Below are 17,453 nucleotides of genomic sequence, written 5' to 3'. Positions count from 1 at the left end.
CATCATCACGGCACCCATGCTCCGCGCGCGTCAAGGCCCTCTCCGTTCCGGCCCGCGCACACCGGGCGTACGGCTACGATCCGGACCTCACACACCCTGGGGGGACACATGCGACGCACCGCCACCGCCATCGCCGCTCTGGCCGCGCTCCTCGCTCTCGGAGCCTGCGGCAGCGGCGGCACCGACACCAGCAAGGCCGACACCGAGCCCACCGCCTCGACGCCTGAGACCAGCAAGAACCCCTACACCATCGAGAACTGCAAGGCGATCCTCGAGGAGTCCTACACCGAGGACAGCCCCCGCGACCTGTCCAGCGAGCCTGAGTGCGCCGGCTTCACCAACGACGAGTACCAGCAGGCCGTGAAGGACGTCCTGGCCGGACACGTCGACGACATCCTCGACGACGCCGCCACCGAGAGCTACTACGACGAGGGGTGGGAGTCGCTCGACGCCGACGGCCAGCAGACAACGTGCGAGCTGCTGAAGTCGGACGGCCCGGACGCAGTAGGCGACCTGCTGGATAGCCTGCTCGACGACCCGTCCCTCGATGGCCAGGAGATGGCGGAGTACCTGCTCGCGGAGAAGTGCTGACCAGCGGAGCCAGCCGACCTCTGGCCCTGGCATCCTGAGCCCATGCCCAGCCCGCTGCTCACCGACATCTACGCCGCCGCCCTCAGCGTCAAGCAGCGGCCCGCCACTGTCCGCAAGTGGGTCAACCGCGGCGAACTCACCCACCACGGCTACGACCACCGACGACGCGTCGTCGTCGACCTTGAGGAACTCCAAGCCCTCGTGATCGCCAAGCAGACCCCGCAGGACGTAAACGCAGCTTGACCAGGGCTGTGACCTGCTGTCACACTCCCCCCAAGTTCGCCATGTCCAAAAACGGACATCACAGACCGCATGACGAAGGCCCCGTGAGCACCTGACTCCGGGGCCTTCGCCATGCCCGCGCCCGCCGCCCGGCAGGCCGCTCACCGGCCCGTGACACCCACCCACGCAGCCACGGAGGCCGAGCCGCGGGCGCCCCAAACACACCCCGGCGGGAGGCGACCATGGCCCGCAACCCCCGCAACGGCCGGCCCTACCGCACCCTCTGCGACCGGCAACGCGCCCTCGGCCTGCCCTGCTGGTGGTGCAGGCAGCCCATCGACTACAGCCTCACCGGCCGCGCCGCACAGACCAGCCCCTGGGCCTTCACCCTCGACCACGCCATCCCCATCAGCCGCGGCGGCGGCCTCCTCGACCCCGCCAACGCCCGCTCAGCACACCGCCGGTGCAACAGCTCCCGCGGCAACCGCACCACCACCCAGCCCCGCCCCCGCGAACAAGCCACCCGGAGGTGGTGACCATGGCCAAGGTCGACGACGACCTCGCCCACCTGGAACACCGCGTACGCGCCGCCCTGCAGTCCAACCGCCTCATCGTCCTGCGCTGGTACCGGCCCGACGCAACCGGCCTCGAACGCTGGCTTCGCAACGCCCTCGACGACCCCCGCTGTGCTGCAGCACGCGTGCCCGGCCGCCTCGCCTGCCGCCTCCTCGGCCGTCACAGCTGGACGTGCATCGGCCACCCCAGCCCTCGCCACCCCCGCACCTGGTGACCAGGAGACACAGCCCACTGTCAGACCGCTGGGCCACCATGAGCGCATGACGACATACGACGGGCCCGCCACGGTCACCGCCGGCGGCACTGAGTACGAGGTAACCGCCAGGCTCACCAGCACCTCCACGGAGTGGTACGGCTCCCTCGACGTACCGGACGGGGAAGCCGCCTGGGCCATCTTCAACACCGACGACCACACGCTCCGTATCGGAGACCGCGAGGCCAGCTTCGTCGCCCAGGGCGCCGGCACCGACATGGACATCCAGGGCAGCGGCCGACCCCCCTTCGGCAGCTGACCGGCCACACCAACGACCACGGAGGCGGTGATGACACAGCGTGCTGTACGTCATCACCGGCCCGCCAGCCGCAGGCAAGAGCACATGGATCGAGGCACACGCCACTGCGCGTGACATCGTCATCGACATGGACCGCATCGCCCGCGCCCTCACCGGCCCGGGCGCGCCCCAGTGGAACCAGGACGAGCTGCATCAGCGGGTCGCTCAGCGTGCGCGCTACGCCGCCATGGACGAGGCATTCAAGCTGGTCGACCAGGTCAATGTGTACCTGATCCACACCATGCCCGGCGCCCGGGCACGGGCCCGCTACCAGCGCCTCGGGGCCGAGTTCGTGGTCGTCGACCCGGGCGAAGACGTCGTGCGTGAGCGCGTCGCTGCGATGCGATCAGACGAGATGAAGCGGGTCGTCACGCGCTGGTACCGGCAGCACCGGCAGGGCGAGTCACGCGCTGTCACCCCTCAGACCACCCGGCAGTGGTGACCCGCCGCGACCCACGGATCGCGACGGTCCGGGGTGCCGGGAGCGTGATCCGGGGGCTGCTGGCGGGTGATCGCAGGCCGATCCGCGCCCGCCGGGGAAGGAGTGGGTCAAAACTTCAGCCGGAGGCCGGGCGACCCCAAACGCCCTTGTCGCCCGTCTCTCTCCCCGTCGAGGTGGCTGCTATCCCGGCGAAGCGAGCCCGAGCGAATTAGTGACGTTCCGTCACCATCCATCCCGTAACGCTCTGTTACCAATCTCTTGTCACGTTCCGTGACTCTCGTCTGGTTACGGGGGGTGATGTCCGGATGAGTGACGAGTCGAAGCGCCGCGTCCGCCGCGGCAAGGTCGCCACCGCGACCGCCGCCGAGATCAAGGACCTCGGCATCGACGCGACCGCATCGGCCCCGGCCGCCACCGCGCTGCGCCTCGCCACCCTGATCGACTCCACCAGCGACGCGAAGGAGACCGCCGCCGCGGCCCGCGAGCTGCGCCAGGCCATGCAGGTCGTGCGCGCGCTGGCTCCCCCGAAGGACGCCGGCGACCGGATCGACCAGCTCGCCGCCCGGCGAAGGGCGCGGCTCTCCCCTCCGGCGCGTAAGGGGTCTGGGTGATCGGCTGCCAGAGCCCGCGGATCCTGTCCGTGCCGTGGCGCCGGCGTGTCGACACGGTCCGGTGGGACGGCGTCGAGGACCAGGTCGCGCTCGACTACCGCTCGCCCGCCGGGCAGGAGTGCGTCGAGCTGGCCGAGGACGCGGGTCTCGACCTCGACATCTGGCAGCAACTGGCCCTGCACCACAGCCTCGCCGAGGACGACGAGGGCCGGTGGACGTCGCTGGAGGTCGCCCTCAACGTCGCCCGGCAGAACGGCAAGGGCGGGTTCCTCGAGGCGCGGCAGCTCGGCGGGGTGATCCTGTTCGGGGACGAGCTGGTCATCCACACCGCGCACCAGTTCAACACCGCGCAGGAGTCGTTCCTGCGGCTGGACCGGATCATCGAGGGGTCGGCGTCGCTGAGCCGCCGCGTCAAGCGGGTCCGGCGCAGCCACGGTGAGGAGGGCTTCGAGTTTTTCAGCGGCGCGCGGATCCGGTTCCTGGCGCGGGGTGGGGACAGCGGCCGTGGGTTCTCCGGTGACCTGGTCATCATGGACGAGGCGATGAAGCTGCGTGCGGCGCCGGTGGGGGCGCTGATGCCGGTGCTGTCGGCGCGTAGGAACCCGCAGTTGGTGTTCACGGGGTCGGCCGGCCTGGGGGCGGAGAGTGAGCAGCTGGCGCTGCTGCGGGCCCGGGCGATCGCCGAGGAGGGCGAGCCGGACCCGTCGTTGACGTACCTGGAGTACTCGATCGCTCCGCACGCGAAGGAGTGCCCGCGCGACCAGGAGCAGCGTGTGGTCTGCACGGCGCACGACGACCGTGACGACGAGTACTCGTTCGCGCGGGCCAACCCGGCGCTGGGGATCCGTATCCGCACGTCCTATGTGCAGCGGGAGATGCGCGGTATGCGTGAGGACCTGTTCGACCGTGAGCGGCTGGGTGTGGGTGACTACCCGGAGGTCAGTGACGAGACGTGGCAGGTCATCTCGAAGGAGGCGTGGGAGGCACTCGCGGACGGGCAGAGCCGTCCGTTGGACCCGGTGGCCTTCGCGATCGACACGAACCCGGAGCGGACGTGGACGGCGATCTCGATCGCTGCTGAGTCGGCGGGCGGTGGCCGGCACGTGGAGGTCGTCGCACACCGGCCGGGGACGGACTGGGTGGTCGACTGGGTCGGCGAGCGGGACGAGAAGTGGACGCCGTGCGTGTGGGTCCTCGACGAGGGCGGGCCGGCCGGTTCGCTCGCGGCCCCGATCCGCAAGAAGCTCGCCGGAACGTACGAGGTGGGCAGCGGGCTGGGGCGGGATCATTTCCTGGTGGCGCCGAAGGTGCGGGAGATCGTGCAGGCCTGCGGCGCCTTCTACGACCGGACCGTGGACGGTTCCCTCGCGCACCCGGGCCAGTCACCCATGGCGACGGCTCTGGCCGGTGCGAAGAAGCGGGAGCTGGGCGATGCGTGGGCGTGGGCCCGGCGCAGTGAGGGTGTGGACGTGAGCCCGCTGGTGGCTGGGACGTATGCACTGTGGGGCTGGGAGAAGTACCACGACGTGGAGCCGGAAGGGGCGCCGAACCTGTGGTGAGCGAGGACCAGGCGGAGAAGGAGCAGCCGCGGGGCGGACGGGGGCTGGTGCTCCTCGAGACAGTGTTTGTGCTGGTCATCGTGGCAGGGCTGGCGCTGTGGAGCGTGCCGGCCGCGCTGGTGGTGGGCGGGGTGCTGGGGGTGCTGGCGTGCGAGCGTGCGCTGGCCGACAGGCGTGTCCCTGGGGAGGGGCGCGGTGGGGAAGCGGCGGGAGGTGAGCGGCAGTGACGTCTGGGCTGTTCGGCCTGTTCGAGGGGCGCACGAGGAGAGGGCTGGAGAGTCCGGCGCAGCCGCTCACCTCCGCCGCGCTGGCGGAGTACCTGGGCGGGGTGCAGTCCGATGCCGGGGTGCCGGTGTCGGAGACGACCGCGCTGCGGGCGTCACCGGTGTGGCGGGCGGTGTCGCTGATCGCGGGAGTGTCCTCGGCGCTGCCGTTGCCGACGTACACGGAGGGGACGCGGGAGAAGCAGCCGTTCGAGCTGCTGCGGAACCCGCACCCCGATCTGACGCCGGTGGAGCTGTGGCGCTTCGCGTACACGTATCGCGTGCTGTGGGGCAACACCTACATTCAGAAGGTCCGCGACGGTGCCGGCCAGATCCGGGAGCTGTGGCCGGTCTCGGCGGACCGTGTCCATGTGGAGCGGATCAAGCCGGACGTGGCGAACCCCAGCGGGAAGCTGTTCGACGTCGTGGACGACTGGGGCGTGAGCCACGTGTGGACGCCGCACCAGATGCTGCACATCCCGGGCCTGGGCTACGACGGCATCACGGGCTGCTCGCCCGTACGGCTGGCCACGCAGGGCATCGGCCTGGCGCAGGCCGCTGAGAAGTCGGCGGCCCGGATGTTCGGGTCGGGCAACATGATCGGCGGTGTGCTGCAGACCGAGCAGCGCCTCGACCAGGACCAGGCCGCGCGGCTGAAGGAACGCTGGAAGGCCAAGATGTCCGGCGTCCACAACAGCCACGAGATCGCTGTCCTCGACTCGGGCGCGTCCTTCAGCCCGGTGCAGATGCCGAACACGGACGCGCAGTTCCTCGAGTCCCGGCAGTTCCAGGTCACCGAGATCGCCCGCATGTTCGGGGTGCCGCCGTTCCTGCTCATGTCGACCGAGAAGAGCACGTCGTGGGGCACGGGGCTGGAGCAGCAGGCGCAGGGCTGGGTGACGTTCGACCTCAACCCGACATGGCTCACCCCGACCGAGCAGCGCATCACCAAGGAGCTGCTGCCCCGGTCGCTGTACGCGAACTACCAGATGGGCGGCCTGCTGCGCGGCGACAGCGCAGCGAGGGCGACGTTCTACCGGGCGATGCGGGACGTGGGCGCCTACAGCGCGGACGACGTGCGTGCGCTCGAGGAGATGCCGCCGCTGCCCGCGGGTACGGGCGGCGACGTCTACCTGCAGCCGATGTACATGGCGCCGCTCGGCTCGAACCCGCTCGCCCCGGACGGGGACGAGGCGGCGGCCGCGGGGTCGAACCGGGCGCGGGCGGCCGCGCTGATGGCGCAGGCGCAGCGGCTGCTGCAGACACCCGACGAGGGGGAGGAAGGCACCTGATGAGGACTCTGACGAGGACGACGACCGAGGAGCACCGCCATCTGCCGTTGTCCACGGCAGAGGTCGTGATCCGGGCCGTCGAGGGCGACGGGGCGGGCGAGCGGTTCCGCGGGTACGCGGCGAAGTTCAACTCCCGTACCGCGATCGGGAATCCCCTGCGGTGGGGGTTCTACGAGGAGATCGCACCGGGGGCGTTCACGAAGACGCTGTCGGAGGGCGATGCACGGATGCTCATCGACCACGACTCGTACTACGTGGTCTCCCGGGTCTCCGCAGGCACGCTGGAGCTGGCGGAGGACGACAAGGGTCTCCCGGTGGATTCGGCCCTGGACCCGGCCCTGTCGTACGTCAACGACCTGAAGGCCAACGTCAAGAACCGGAACATCACCGGCATGAGCTTCGGGTTCTACGTCGTCAAGGACGACTGGACGCTGGAGACGGTGGAGACCTCCGACGGGCAGACCGCCGAGGTGGAGGTCCGCCGGATCCTCGAGGTCCGCCTCATCGAGGTGTCCGCGGTGACGTTCCCAGCCTACGAGGACACCGAGGCCGAACTCGCCTCCGTCGCCTCCGCGCTCCTGCGGCGCGGCGACCAGCAGGCCATCGAGCAGCGCGCGAAGTACCGGCCGGAGCTGCGGGACCTCCTGCAGCTCGTCGGCGACCAGGCGCCCGCCGAGGACGCCACGGTGGTCGCCCGTACGGCGCCGGCCGTCGAGGAGCGGGGCGCGCTGGCGGTCCACTCCACCGGCACCTCCGACGCGGCGTGGGACGGTCCGGGGAACTCGTCGGATCTCCCCGGCGAGGAGTCGGCGCTGCGGATGGCGCACGCCTGGGTGGACCCCGACGGCGACGCCACGGCGAAGGCCTCGTACCGGTTCATCCACCACTTCGTCGGCGTGGACGGCGACGTCGGCGCGGCCTCGACGGTCGCGTGCACCACGGCGATCGGCGTCCTCAACGGCGCCCGCGGCGGGACCACGATCCCCGACGAGGACCGCGAAGCCGTGTACAAGCACCTGGCCCGGCACCTGAAGGACGCCGGGATCAAGGCACCAGAGCTGAAGGCAGTTGGCAGCGAGCCGGGTGAGTCCACTCGCGAGACCAGCACACCGGAGACCGACACTGCGGACACGAACGGCACCGAGCCGGCAGAGACCACTCGGACCGACCAGGACGCACTCGATCTCCGCATGAGGGGACTGGCCGCACGCTACGGCCTGCACCTGACCCCCGCGTAACCCGTACTCACCCGAAGGCCCACCCCGCGGCTCGCGCCGGTGTGTGGGCCTTCGCCATGCCTGAATAGAGGAAGCACATGAGCGCTACGCTCACGCGGCTCATCGATGAGCAGAACACCGTGTGGCAGCGGATGCTGGACATCCGCACCGCGGCCGAGAACGAGAACCGCGAACTCAGCGCGGAGGAGCGGACGAACTGGGACGCGGCCGAAGCCCGGCTCACCGAGGTCTCCGGGGACATCGAGCGGCTGAACCGTATGACCCAGCTCGAGAAGATCGACCGCAGCCAGGTCGCCGTCACCACCGGTGAACCCGAGGGTCGCCGGGGTGGCGACGCGCAGGAGCAGGCGAAGCGGTACGCCGAGACCTTCGGCATCTACCTGCGCGGCGGCATGGACCGGCTGTCGCCGGACCAGCGGAACCTGATGATGGACCACGAGGTCGACATGCGTGCGATGGGTGCGGGCATCGACACCGCCGGCGGGTTCACCGTGCCGGACGAGTTCCGCGGCATCATGACCGAGACGATGAAGGCCTTCGGCGGCCTGCTCGGTCTGGCCGACGTCATCACCACCTCGACGGGCGCCGACCTGAAGTGGCCGACCAACGACGACACCGGCAACGAGGGCGAGCTCCTCGGCGAGAACCAGCCCGCCGGTGAGCAGGACCTGGGCGTGGGCGGGCGGACGCTGAAGGCGTACATCTTCTCCTCCAAGCAGGTGAAGCTGTCCATGGCCCTGCTGCAGGACTCGGCGTTCAGCCTGGAGACGTGGGTGCCGAAGAAGCTCGGCGAGCGCATCGGCCGCCGCGCCGCCCGGGCGTTCACCACCGGCACCGGCGTGGACCAGCCGGAAGGCCTGGCCACCAGCGCGGCCGTCGGCAAGCAGGGCGCCTCCGGTCAGACCACGTCGGTCATCTACGACGACCTGGTCGACCTCGAGCACAGCGTCGACAGCGCGTACCGGCCCAACGGCAGGTACCTCATGCACGACTCGACGCTCAAGGTGATCCGCAAGCTGAAGGACACCCAGGGTCGCCCGCTGTGGGTGCCGGTCCCGGCGCCCGGCTTCCCCTCCACGATCAACGGCTTCGAGTACTCGCTCGACAACTCGATGCCGACACCGGCCGCCTCCGCGAAGACGATCGCGTTCGGCGACTTCAAGGCGGGCTACGTCATCCGCCAGGTGCAGCAGGTGCAGACGCTGCGCCTGGTGGAGCGGTACGCCGAGTACCTGCAGGTGGCTTTCCTCGGGTTCGCCCGCATGGACGGCATGATCCAGGACGCCTCCGCGGTCCGCACGTACCAGCACGCCGCCAGCTGACCCGATCCGCTCGCACGGGCTCGGGCCGGTAACGGCCTGGGCCCGTCGGCATTCTCAGGAAGGAGCGCGTCGTGAAGGACGCGTACAGCAACCTGCTCGTCAAAACGTCCCTGGCACCGACCGCAGCTCGAACGGCCTCGGCGAACGGGACGGCGGTGGACCGGGCCGAGGACTCCTCGATGTACCAGGACTGCCTGATCGTCATCCAGGCCGGTGTGGTCACCGACGGAACCCACACCTTCGAGGTCCAGGACTCCGACGACAACTCTTCGTGGGCGGCCGTCGCCGACACATACCTGCAGGGCAGCGAGCCCGCCGTCACCTCCAGCACCGACGACACCGTGTACGAGATCGGCTACAAGGGCCTCAAGCGGTACGTGCGGGTCATCACCACGGTGTCCGGCTCCCCGGCCACCGGCGGCCTGTACGCCGCCCTCGTGGTGCTGTCGAACCCGCGTGTGGCCCCGGTGGTGCGGAACTGATGGCGCAGATCAAAGTGCTGGAGGCGATCGCCGGCGCCGACTTCTCCTGGGCGCCCGGCGACATCGTCGTGGTCACGGACGAGGAGGCGGCGTCCTGGGCCGACGGGTACCGCGCCGTCCTCCTCGACAGCGACCGCCAGGACGACGGCGGTAAGGGCGTGCCGTCGATGGTGCACCAGCAGCCGCTGGTGTTCGGCAAGGACGGCCAGGCGCTCAACGTCATCGACGCCACGCTGGAGCCCATCGCCCCGCCGGCCGGGCAGGAGGACGGGCCCGAGTGGGTGCGCTGGTCGCTGACCGTCAGCCTGCCCCTCCTGTCCTCCGGCCCCGACCAGGACGACGGCGGCCAGGGCGACGACGAGGACGAGGAGGACGGGGTGAGTCCTGCGGCCCCCGCACTCTTCAACCCGCTCGAGCACAGCAACCGCGAGGTCCTCGCCTACCTCGACACAGCCGACTACGAGGAGGCGCTGCGCGTGCTGGACCTGGAAGCGAACGAGGGGCAGCCGCCCCGGGCCGGGATCGTCAAGAACCGCGACAAGGTCCTCGAGGCCGCGCGCAACCGTGACGGCGGCCAGGCCGGGGCGGAGAAGGCGGCCGAGGCATCGCGCGGCGGCGGCCGGTCCGAGCAGCCCGAGACCCGGTCCTGGTAGAGGGGGTGAGCGGTGCCGTACGACCTCGGCGCGACCGCGCGCCTGACTGCTCAGTGCCGGGACCCCGGCGGCACCCTCATCACCGCCAGCACGGCCGTCGCGACGGTGACCCTTCCGGACGAGACGGTCGTCACCCCGGCGGTGACAAACACCGGGATCGGGCTGTACCGGGCGGACTACGTCACGGTGCAGCCCGGACGGCACACCGTGCGCTGGGTGTTCACCACTCCGGCCCACGCCTACGCCGACTCCTTCGACGTACGGGAGGCGGCGCTGCCCACGGTGCTGTCTCTCGCGGACGCGAAGGAGCTGCTGAAGAAGAACGGGCAGGACGACGACGCGCGCGTGCGGTTCTGGCTCGATGCCACGACGCGGGCGGTGGAGTACTTCGTTGGCCCGGTCATCGTCCGCCAGGTCGTCGAGGACCACCACGTCGGCGTGGTCCACGCGCTCGCCCTGCACCGGACCCCGGCCGTGTCGCTGGTGTCTCTCGCGGCGCTGCTGTCGGGCGGGACGTCGTACGACGTCAACACCCTGAACCTGGACGGCGCGAAGGGGATCGTGACTCGGAAGGACGGCAGCCTCCTGGTCGGCCCCCTGCGCGCCACCTACCGGGCCGGGCGGCCGGTCATCAGCCCGAACATTCCCGCCGCAGCCCAGGTGATCCTGCAGCACCTGTGGCGCACGCAGACCGGTGAGGGCCGGCCGCAGCGCGGCACCAGCGACTACGACGTCACCGAGCCCATCCCAGGCCTCGGCTACGCGATCCCGAACCGGGCGGTGCAGTTGATGAATCCGGACGACCAAGGGCCAGGGATGGCGTGATGGCAACCTCCGCACTGCCGGGCGCCATCACCGCGCTCCTGACCATCCTGCGGGCGTCCGACCAGCTCGAGGACGTCACGGTCATCGACGGGCCGCCGACCGACGACGTGGCCACCGAGGACCTCCTCGTCGTCGGCTGGTCCCCCCAGGGCGAGGCCGCGGCCGAGCTGGTGCAGAACTTCAACGCGGCCGGCGCCCGCACCAGGGACGAGGACTTCAACCTCACCTGCCACATCGACTGCTGGTCCGGCGACTTCGACTTCCCTGCCCTGCGCGCCAGGGTGTTCGAGATCTTCGCCGTGGTCGAGCAGGAGCTGCGCGCCACCAGCTCGAACCCCACGGCCCCGAACCTGAACGGCGCGGTGCTGTGGGCGCATCTGACCCGGGGCGTGCTGCAGCAGTCCACCAACGACCAGGGCATCAGGGTGGGACTGGCCTTCACGGTGTCCTGCCACGCCCGTCTGTGACCCAACCCGATCGAGGAGCCCGCGCGGTGCGGGCTGTTCGCCATGCCCTATCCGAAGGAGGACCCCGTGGCGAAGGTCCGCTACATCGGCCCCGAACCGGTGGCCGTGCCCGAGCTGTTCGGGCACGAGCGCTTTATCCAGCCGGACGAGGTCGTCACCGTGCCGGACGACCGGTTCGACGGCTACGTCTGCCAGGCCCAGACCTGGGAGCCGGTCGAGGAGCCCCCGGGCTGGAACTTCCCCGAGGCCGCCCCCGAGCCGGCGGACGACGCACCCGCTTCCCCCGGCCGGGATGACGGCGTGCTGAAGAAGCCCGCAGCGAAGAAGACGGCGGCGGCCAAGGCCGAGCCGCAGAAGGGGGACTGATCATGGCGATCGGATCCGGGCTCGGCGCCCAGCTCGGCATCGCGGCCGAGGTCAGCTACGGCACCTACGTCGCGCCGACCAAGTTCATCGAGTTCACGAAGGAGGGCCTGCAGCTCAAGAAGACCACCGCCCAGTCGGCGGGCATCGCCGCAGGCCGGCTGCTGCCGCTGTCCGCGCGGCGTGTCCTCACCCGGCAGGAGGTGCAGGGCAGCATCGACTTCGAGGTCACGAACAAGTCGATGGGACTGCTGCACCAGGCTCTGATGGGTACCGCCGTCACACCGGTGCAGCAGGCCGCGACGGCCGCCTACCTGCAGACCCACACCCTGGCGTCGGTCGCAGGCAAGAGCCTGTCGATCCAGAAGGGCGTGCCCCTGACCACTGGCACGGTCACAGACAAGTCGTTCGTCGGGTGCAAGGTCACGTCGGGCGAGTTCAGTTGCGCGTTCGGCGAGATGCTCGCGGCCACGTTCGAGTTCGACGGCAAGGACTGCGACGAGGCCCAGACCCTGGCCGCCGCCTCGTACCCGAGCATGTCCCCGTTCCACTTCGGCCAGATGACGCTGAGGACGGGAACGTACAGCTCGGAGACGGCGCACGACGGCATCCGCAAGGTGTCGGTGAAGATCGAGCGGCCGCAGGACACCGAGCGCTTCTACGCCGGCCAGGCTGGCAAGAAGAAGGAGCCGATCGAGAACGACCAGGTGAAAATCACCGGGTCGCTGGAGACGGACTACGTCTCGACCGCCCTCGACGACCTCCACACCTCCGACGCCGCGACGAGCCTGGTGTGGGAGTTCGTCGGCCCGCTGATCGAGACGACGTACTTCGAGACGTGGCGGCTGACGCTGCCCGCGATCCGGATCGACGAAGGCCCCCCGGTCGTCGACGGGTTCGGCGTCGTGAAGCCCACGTACAACTTCACCGGCCTCTACGACGGCACGAACCAGCCGCGCATCGAGATCATCTCGACGGACGTCACGCTGTGAGGTGAGCGCCGCATGGTGCAGAACGTCCGCATCACCGGCACCGGCCAGCTGCTGGAGCTGTCCCGCAAGCTGCGGGCCGCCGGCCACGAGAACATCCGCAACTCGTACGCCCGCCGGATCCGGCGGGCGGCCGAGCCCCTGCAGTCCGATCTGCAGGACACCATCCGCGGCCTGTCCATCCAGTCTCAGACCCGTAAGGCCGGCGGCCGCGGAGGCCGCTCGCCGACCACCCGCCCGCTGCGGGACTCCATCGCCCAGGCCGTACGGATCTCGGTCCGTGTCACCGGCAACCCGGGCGCGAAGGTCTGGCTCGACCGGGGCCGCCTCCCCCCGGACATTCCGGTGGGCGTGGTCAACCGCCTCAACGAAGGCAGGCTCCGCCACCCGGTGTTCGGCAACCGGCGCCGCTGGGCGCAGCAGACGACCACCCCGCTGTGGTGGGACAACACCGTCCGCGCCCACCAGCCGCGTATCACGCGCGAGGTGGAGCGCGTCACGGACGACGTGCGCCGCCGACTCGAATAGGAGCCCCCTTTGATCGTCATCTACACCCCGGCCGACGGCGAGCCGGAGCACTACGACGCCAACGACCTCCTCGTGTCCGAGGCGTCGATCGTGCAGCGCACCATCGACATGAAGTGGGACGAGATCAAAAAGGGTCTGGAGGGCGAGGACGTCGACGCGATGCGCGGCATCGTGTGGATCCTGAAGAAGCGCCAACAGCCGACCCTCCGCTTCGGGGAGTTTGACTGCCGGGTGGGCGAGCTGGTCACCCGGATGTCCGTACGCGAGGTCACCGACTACGTGGAGAACGCGTACTCGATGGTCGGCACCGATCCGGAGATGACCCGGGAACGGGTCACGGAGATCCTCTCCGAACTCCCGGACCGCGCTGCGGCTGACCCGGAGCACGCGCGGGAGCTGATCGCGCGGCTGGCCCGGGACCCAAAAGACCAGCCCGAGCAGGAGGAGCCGGGCGAGCCGGAGGAGGGCGGCGAGCCGTCGAGCCCGACCCCGACATCGAGCGAGCCCGAGACAGCTTCCTCCCTCTCTTCGCCCACCTCCTCCACATCCCCCCTGCCGGAGTCGACTGCCTGAGCGTCGTCGACTTCTACAACCTCACCGCCTGGATCGAACTCCACAACCAGGCCCAGCAGGAAGGCGGTGAGTAGCCGTGCCCTCGATGACGTTCCTGCTGACCGGCCGCGATGAACTCTCCGATGTCTTCGACGACATCGGGGACGCGGCCCGCCGGCTCGGCCGCCGCATGACGATCATGTCGATCGAGGGCGACCGGGCCGTCCGCCGGTTCTCACGCAACGCCTCCCGCGACCTGGCCGCGCTGCGCCGTGACACCGACGCCGGCGGCAAGGCCGTGGACCAGCTGAAGAAGGCGACGCTGCTGCTGGCGCCGGCCGCGATCCCGGCGGCGGCATCGCTGGCGCCGATCGCCGCCGGGGCCGGGGCCGTTGCGGTCGCGGTCGGTGTGATGGGCGCGGCGATGATCGCGCAGGTCTCGCAGATCAGCGAGGCGTCCGAGGCCCACAAGGCGTACAAGGAAGCGGTCGACAAGTCCGGGGCCTCCTCGCAAGAGGCTCTGACGGCGCAGCTGGAGTACCAGCGGCTGATCGCGAAGATGCCGCCGGATACCCGGCGGGCGGCGGCTGCGGTGTCCGTGCTGAAGGATGAGACCCGCGAGTGGTCGGACTCGCTGGCCGGGGACACGATGGCCCCGCTCATCAAGGGCGTCGGTCTGGCCAACGCCCTGCTGCCCAAGACGAAAGAGCTGGTCAAGGGCACGTCGGCCGAGACCGATCGGTTCATGACGATCATCGGCGGGCAGGTGGCGTCGCCGGGGTTCGACGCCCTGAATGAGAAGTTCACGAGCTTCTCGAACCGGACGCTGCGCAGCATCAACAGCGAGCTGGTCAGCCTGATGCGGACGTCGGACTCCGGCGAGATCGGCCAGAACGCGCGCGAGTTCATGGACTTCGCCCGGGCTCAGGGCCCGACCGTGGCGAGTGTTCTGAAGAACGTGGGCTCGGCTGTGATGAACGTGCTGGAGGGGGGCAGCGACGTCGGGGTCGGGCTGCTGCAGACCATCGACGTCATTGCCCGGCTGGTGTCCGCGGTGCCGCCGTCCGCCATCGCGATCTTCCTGCAGCTCGCGATCGCGCTGAAGCTCACGAAGGCCGCCGCGCTCGGCCTGGTCGCCGCGCGCTCCGCAGCCGCGGCCTTCGGTATCCAGCTCGTCGCGATGAACACGGCGGCGGCCGCTACACCCGGCCGTCTGGCGGCGGTCAGGGCGAGCGTGCTGGCGCTCAGCCGCACCACGAAGATCGCGTTGGCGGGGACCGGCATCGGCCTCGCGATCCTCGCGATCTCCGAGCTGGCCGAGCGGAGTGGAAGCGCGCCTCCGGACATCGACCGGCTCACCTCCTCGATGCGTGAACTGGGCTCCACCGGCAAGGTGACCGGCGAGGCCTCGCGGATGTTCGGCAGCGACCTGGGCGCGCTGTACGGCCATGTGAAGGCGCTCACCGATCCGGGCACCGCCGACAAGGTCCAGCAGTTCCTGGTCGGCTGGACCGGCTGGGACTCGACGCCCGTCAAGGAAGCCAAGGAGGAAATCGACGCGGTCGACAAGTCCCTGGCTGGCATGGTGCGGGACGGCAACGCCGACCTCGCGGCAGCAGCGCTGAAGAAGCTGACCGCCGAGTACGGCAAGGGCGGCCGGGACACCACCCAGTTCACCAAGCACCTCAACGACTACAAGTCGGCACTGAAGGATGCCAAGTTCGAGCAGGACCTCGCCGCTGCGAGCCAGGGCCTGTTCGGGCAGCAGGCACAGAAGACCCAGGCCGCACTGGCAGCGCAGAAGGCGTCAGCGGACGGGTTGCGCCAGAGCCTGCAGGCGCTGAACGACATGCAGCGCCAGGGCCTCGGCGGGATGATCGGGTTCGAGGCGAGCATCGACGCCGCAGCCAAGGCGGCCAAGGACAACGCCGGCGCCCTGGACATGGTCAACGGCCGACTGGACGTGAACAGTCCGAAGGCCCAGGCCGCGGCGACCGCGCTGAACGACCTGGCGGCGAAGACCGAGGAGGCCGCCGCCTCCGCCCGGGAGTCCGGCTCCTCGTGGGAGACGGTCACCGGCATCTACTCCCGGGGCCGCGCGGAGTTCATCAAGAACGCCCAGGCGATGGGCCTGACCAAGAGGGAGGCCAAGCAGCTCGCCGACCAGATCCTGAACATCAAGGACCTGAAGAAGGCGAAGGTCGAGCTGCAGACCGAGGACGCTGAGGCGGACCTCAAGCGGTTCAACTCGGCAGTGAACAAGACCCCGGGCTCCAAGTCGGTGACCCTGAAGGCGCTCTCCAAGAGCGGCGAGGCGGTCCTGGAGAGCTTCGGCTACAAGGTGAAGCGTCTGCCGGACGGATCGGTCACCGTCACCGCCAAGGCGGGCAAGGCGCTGTCGGACGTGCGCAATGTGGCGGCGGCCGTCGCGCAGCTGCACGACAAGTCGATCACGATCTTCACCAAGCGGACGACCCGGTACGTCACCGAGTACCAGAAGAAGTACCTGACGGGCCGCAGCCAGCACGACATCACCGGCGCGACCGGCGGCCTGTTCACCGGCACGGGCTTTGCGCACCGGGGCAAGGGCTACGCAGGTGGCGGCCTGGTCGAGGGACCGGGCACCGGCACCTCGGACAGCGTGTTCGCGCCGTGGCTGTCGGCGAAAGAGTTCGTGGTCAACGCCTACCAGACGGCGCGGAACCTGCCCCTGCTGCGGGCGATCAACGACGGCAAGGTCGGCGCGGGGTCACTCGCCGGCGGAGTGGGCGGGGCCGGGGCGGCTGCCGCGCAGGGCCTCGCCTCAGGCATGGCCGGCGGCTCCTCGGTGGTGAAGGCGGCAGCCCGTCGGCTGGCGGCCGACGTCCTCGCCGGCATGCGGGAGGAGCTGCAGATCTCCTCGCCGTCGAAGAAGGCCAAGGCCCTGATGGCCGACCTCGGCAAGGGGCTGATCGCCGGGATGACCGGCAGCAAGGACAAGATCAAGTCCACCGCGAAAGACCTGGCCAAGGACATCTGGGCCGCGTTCGACGGGAAGAAGGACAACCGCCTGGTCGCGATGGTCAACCGGCAGACCAAGAAGCTGCTGGACTTGGCGGGCCAGCGCGACAAGATCGCCGCCAAGATCAAGGCCGCGAAGGACTTCGCCGAGTCGACCCGGGTCAAGGCCAAGCAAGGCGCCTCGCTCGGCGGGATGTTCGGCGGCGAGGAGGAGGTGACCGCTGGCGGCATCAAGGGCAAGCTCGCCTCCCGCCTGGAGAAGATGAAGCAGTTCTCCCGCTACATCTCCGAGCTGGCGAAGCGCGGCCTCAACAAGACCATGCTGCGCGAGATCCTGGAGATGGGGCCGGAGCAGGGCTACGCCTACGCGAGCGCGTTGGCTGGGGCGGACAAGGCCACGTTCAACCAGATCAACTCCACCCAGTACAAGATCAACGACGAGGCGGAAAAGCTCGGCCGCAAGGGGGCCGACGCGCTGTACGACTCCGGCAAGAACGCGGGCAAAGGGTTCCTCGCCGGGCTGGCGTCGCAGCAGAAGGGCATCGAAGCCCTCATGGTGAAGATCGCCAAGGGCATGCAGAAGGCGCTGCGCAAGGCGCTCGGTATCAGCTCGCCCGCCAAGGCGATGATCCCCGACGGCATCAACACCGCCCGCGGTGTCGGCGTCGGTGTGCTGCAGGGCATGCCGTTCATCGACCGCGCCATGGACACCATGGCCGGCCGCATGACGGGGCGGGCGGCGCCGGGCATCGCTGCGGTGGCCGGGCGTCCGGCCGTCGCGGGCGGGTCCGGCATGCAGCGGGTGCAGGTGGACATCAACGTGTCCGGCACCTCGGACCCGGTCGCGATCGCCCGCGAGCTGCAGCGCCAGCTGCTGCAGCTGAAGCGCGCACACGGCATCAACGTCTCTCTCGGAGTGGGGTGATC

At 69.9% G+C, this 17,453-nt stretch carries 21 protein-coding genes; all 21 read left to right on the top strand.

Translation table 11 applies throughout. The features are described 5' to 3' along the window. Positions 1 to 108 precede the first annotated feature (108 nt). The 21 genes from H4687_RS25350 to H4687_RS25250 all read left to right on the top strand — a co-directional run bounded on the left by H4687_RS25350 (position 109) and on the right by H4687_RS25250 (position 17,451). Positions 109 to 591 carry a hypothetical protein gene (locus H4687_RS25350; RefSeq protein WP_046914910.1) on the top strand — a complete coding sequence of 161 codons (483 nt, stop codon included), beginning with the start codon at positions 109 to 111 and terminating at the stop codon, positions 589 to 591. Positions 592 to 633: 42 nt separating this feature from the next. Further along, positions 634 to 834 (top strand): MerR family transcriptional regulator, encoded by a 201-nt coding sequence (locus tag H4687_RS25345; RefSeq protein ID WP_046914911.1) that lies wholly within the window; start codon positions 634 to 636, stop codon positions 832 to 834. A 221-nt stretch (positions 835 to 1,055) separates the two neighbouring features. Continuing rightward, positions 1,056 to 1,349 carry an HNH endonuclease gene (locus tag H4687_RS25340; RefSeq protein ID WP_046914912.1) on the top strand — a complete coding sequence of 98 codons (294 nt, stop codon included), beginning with the start codon at positions 1,056 to 1,058 and terminating at the stop codon, positions 1,347 to 1,349. A 2-nt stretch (positions 1,350 to 1,351) separates the two neighbouring features. Further along, a complete protein-coding gene (locus H4687_RS25335) occupies positions 1,352 to 1,603 on the top strand; it encodes a hypothetical protein (RefSeq protein WP_046914913.1) in 252 nt (83 codons plus the stop codon). Between the two features lie 46 nt (positions 1,604 to 1,649). Further along, complete coding sequence (locus tag H4687_RS25330; protein ID WP_046914914.1) at positions 1,650 to 1,901, top strand: DUF4873 domain-containing protein; 252 nt, start codon at positions 1,650 to 1,652, stop codon at positions 1,899 to 1,901. Between the two features lie 40 nt (positions 1,902 to 1,941). Further along, positions 1,942 to 2,382: an AAA family ATPase gene (locus H4687_RS25325; RefSeq protein ID WP_046914915.1), complete on the top strand. Its 441-nt coding sequence runs from the start codon at positions 1,942 to 1,944 to the stop codon at positions 2,380 to 2,382. 305 nt (positions 2,383 to 2,687) lie between these two features. Continuing rightward, positions 2,688 to 2,993: a hypothetical protein gene (locus H4687_RS25320; protein ID WP_046914916.1), complete on the top strand. Its 306-nt coding sequence runs from the start codon at positions 2,688 to 2,690 to the stop codon at positions 2,991 to 2,993. Then, a complete protein-coding gene (locus H4687_RS25315; protein WP_050399502.1) occupies positions 2,990 to 4,552 on the top strand; it encodes a hypothetical protein in 1,563 nt (520 codons plus the stop codon). The genes H4687_RS25320 and H4687_RS25315 overlap by 4 nt, the downstream gene beginning before the upstream one ends. Continuing rightward, positions 4,549 to 4,779, top strand: coding sequence for a hypothetical protein (locus tag H4687_RS25310; protein WP_159026137.1), 231 nt, complete (start codon positions 4,549 to 4,551; stop codon positions 4,777 to 4,779). Before H4687_RS25315 ends, H4687_RS25310 begins: the two co-directional genes overlap by 4 nt. Then, a complete protein-coding gene (locus tag H4687_RS25305; protein ID WP_050399501.1) occupies positions 4,776 to 6,107 on the top strand; it encodes a phage portal protein in 1,332 nt (443 codons plus the stop codon). The genes H4687_RS25310 and H4687_RS25305 overlap by 4 nt, the downstream gene beginning before the upstream one ends. Beyond that, complete coding sequence (locus tag H4687_RS25300; protein ID WP_078907603.1) at positions 6,107 to 7,345, top strand: HK97 family phage prohead protease; 1,239 nt, start codon at positions 6,107 to 6,109, stop codon at positions 7,343 to 7,345. The genes H4687_RS25305 and H4687_RS25300 overlap by 1 nt, the downstream gene beginning before the upstream one ends. Positions 7,346 to 7,422: 77 nt before the next feature. After that, positions 7,423 to 8,667, top strand: a complete 1,245-nt coding sequence (locus H4687_RS25295; RefSeq protein ID WP_046914918.1) for a phage major capsid protein — start codon at positions 7,423 to 7,425, stop codon at positions 8,665 to 8,667. 71 nt (positions 8,668 to 8,738) lie between these two features. Next, the gene (locus H4687_RS25290; RefSeq protein ID WP_046914919.1) at positions 8,739 to 9,149 is read left to right on the top strand and encodes a hypothetical protein; all 411 of its coding nucleotides are present in this window, start codon (positions 8,739 to 8,741) and stop codon (positions 9,147 to 9,149) included. Beyond that, positions 9,149 to 9,802 carry a hypothetical protein gene (locus tag H4687_RS25285; protein ID WP_046914920.1) on the top strand — a complete coding sequence of 218 codons (654 nt, stop codon included), beginning with the start codon at positions 9,149 to 9,151 and terminating at the stop codon, positions 9,800 to 9,802. Before H4687_RS25290 ends, H4687_RS25285 begins: the two co-directional genes overlap by 1 nt. 12 nt (positions 9,803 to 9,814) lie before the next feature. Continuing rightward, a complete protein-coding gene (locus H4687_RS25280) occupies positions 9,815 to 10,627 on the top strand; it encodes a hypothetical protein (RefSeq protein WP_046914921.1) in 813 nt (270 codons plus the stop codon). Next, entirely contained in the window at positions 10,627 to 11,094 is a 468-nt protein-coding gene (locus H4687_RS25275) for a hypothetical protein (protein WP_046914922.1), read from the top strand. Before H4687_RS25280 ends, H4687_RS25275 begins: the two co-directional genes overlap by 1 nt. 42 nt (positions 11,095 to 11,136) lie before the next feature. Further along, positions 11,137 to 11,460, top strand: coding sequence for a hypothetical protein (locus H4687_RS25270; RefSeq protein ID WP_046914923.1), 324 nt, complete (start codon positions 11,137 to 11,139; stop codon positions 11,458 to 11,460). 2 nt (positions 11,461 to 11,462) lie between these two features. Beyond that, positions 11,463 to 12,449, top strand: a complete 987-nt coding sequence (locus tag H4687_RS25265) for a phage tail tube protein (protein ID WP_046914924.1) — start codon at positions 11,463 to 11,465, stop codon at positions 12,447 to 12,449. A gap of 12 nt (positions 12,450 to 12,461) precedes the next feature. Then, positions 12,462 to 12,974, top strand: coding sequence for a hypothetical protein (locus H4687_RS25260; RefSeq protein WP_046914925.1), 513 nt, complete (start codon positions 12,462 to 12,464; stop codon positions 12,972 to 12,974). Positions 12,975 to 12,983: 9 nt separating this feature from the next. After that, entirely contained in the window at positions 12,984 to 13,547 is a 564-nt protein-coding gene (locus H4687_RS25255; protein WP_046914926.1) for a hypothetical protein, read from the top strand. 85 nt (positions 13,548 to 13,632) lie between these two features. Further along, complete coding sequence (locus H4687_RS25250; protein WP_046914927.1) at positions 13,633 to 17,451, top strand: hypothetical protein; 3,819 nt, start codon at positions 13,633 to 13,635, stop codon at positions 17,449 to 17,451. The last annotated feature ends 2 nt before the right edge of the window (positions 17,452 to 17,453 follow it).

The sequence above is a fragment of the Streptomyces stelliscabiei genome, from assembly GCF_014873495.1.
Taxonomy (GTDB): domain Bacteria; phylum Actinomycetota; class Actinomycetes; order Streptomycetales; family Streptomycetaceae; genus Streptomyces; species Streptomyces bottropensis.
The sequence above is the reverse complement of the archived record's forward strand: the minus strand, read 5'-3'. Positions and strand labels throughout refer to the sequence as shown.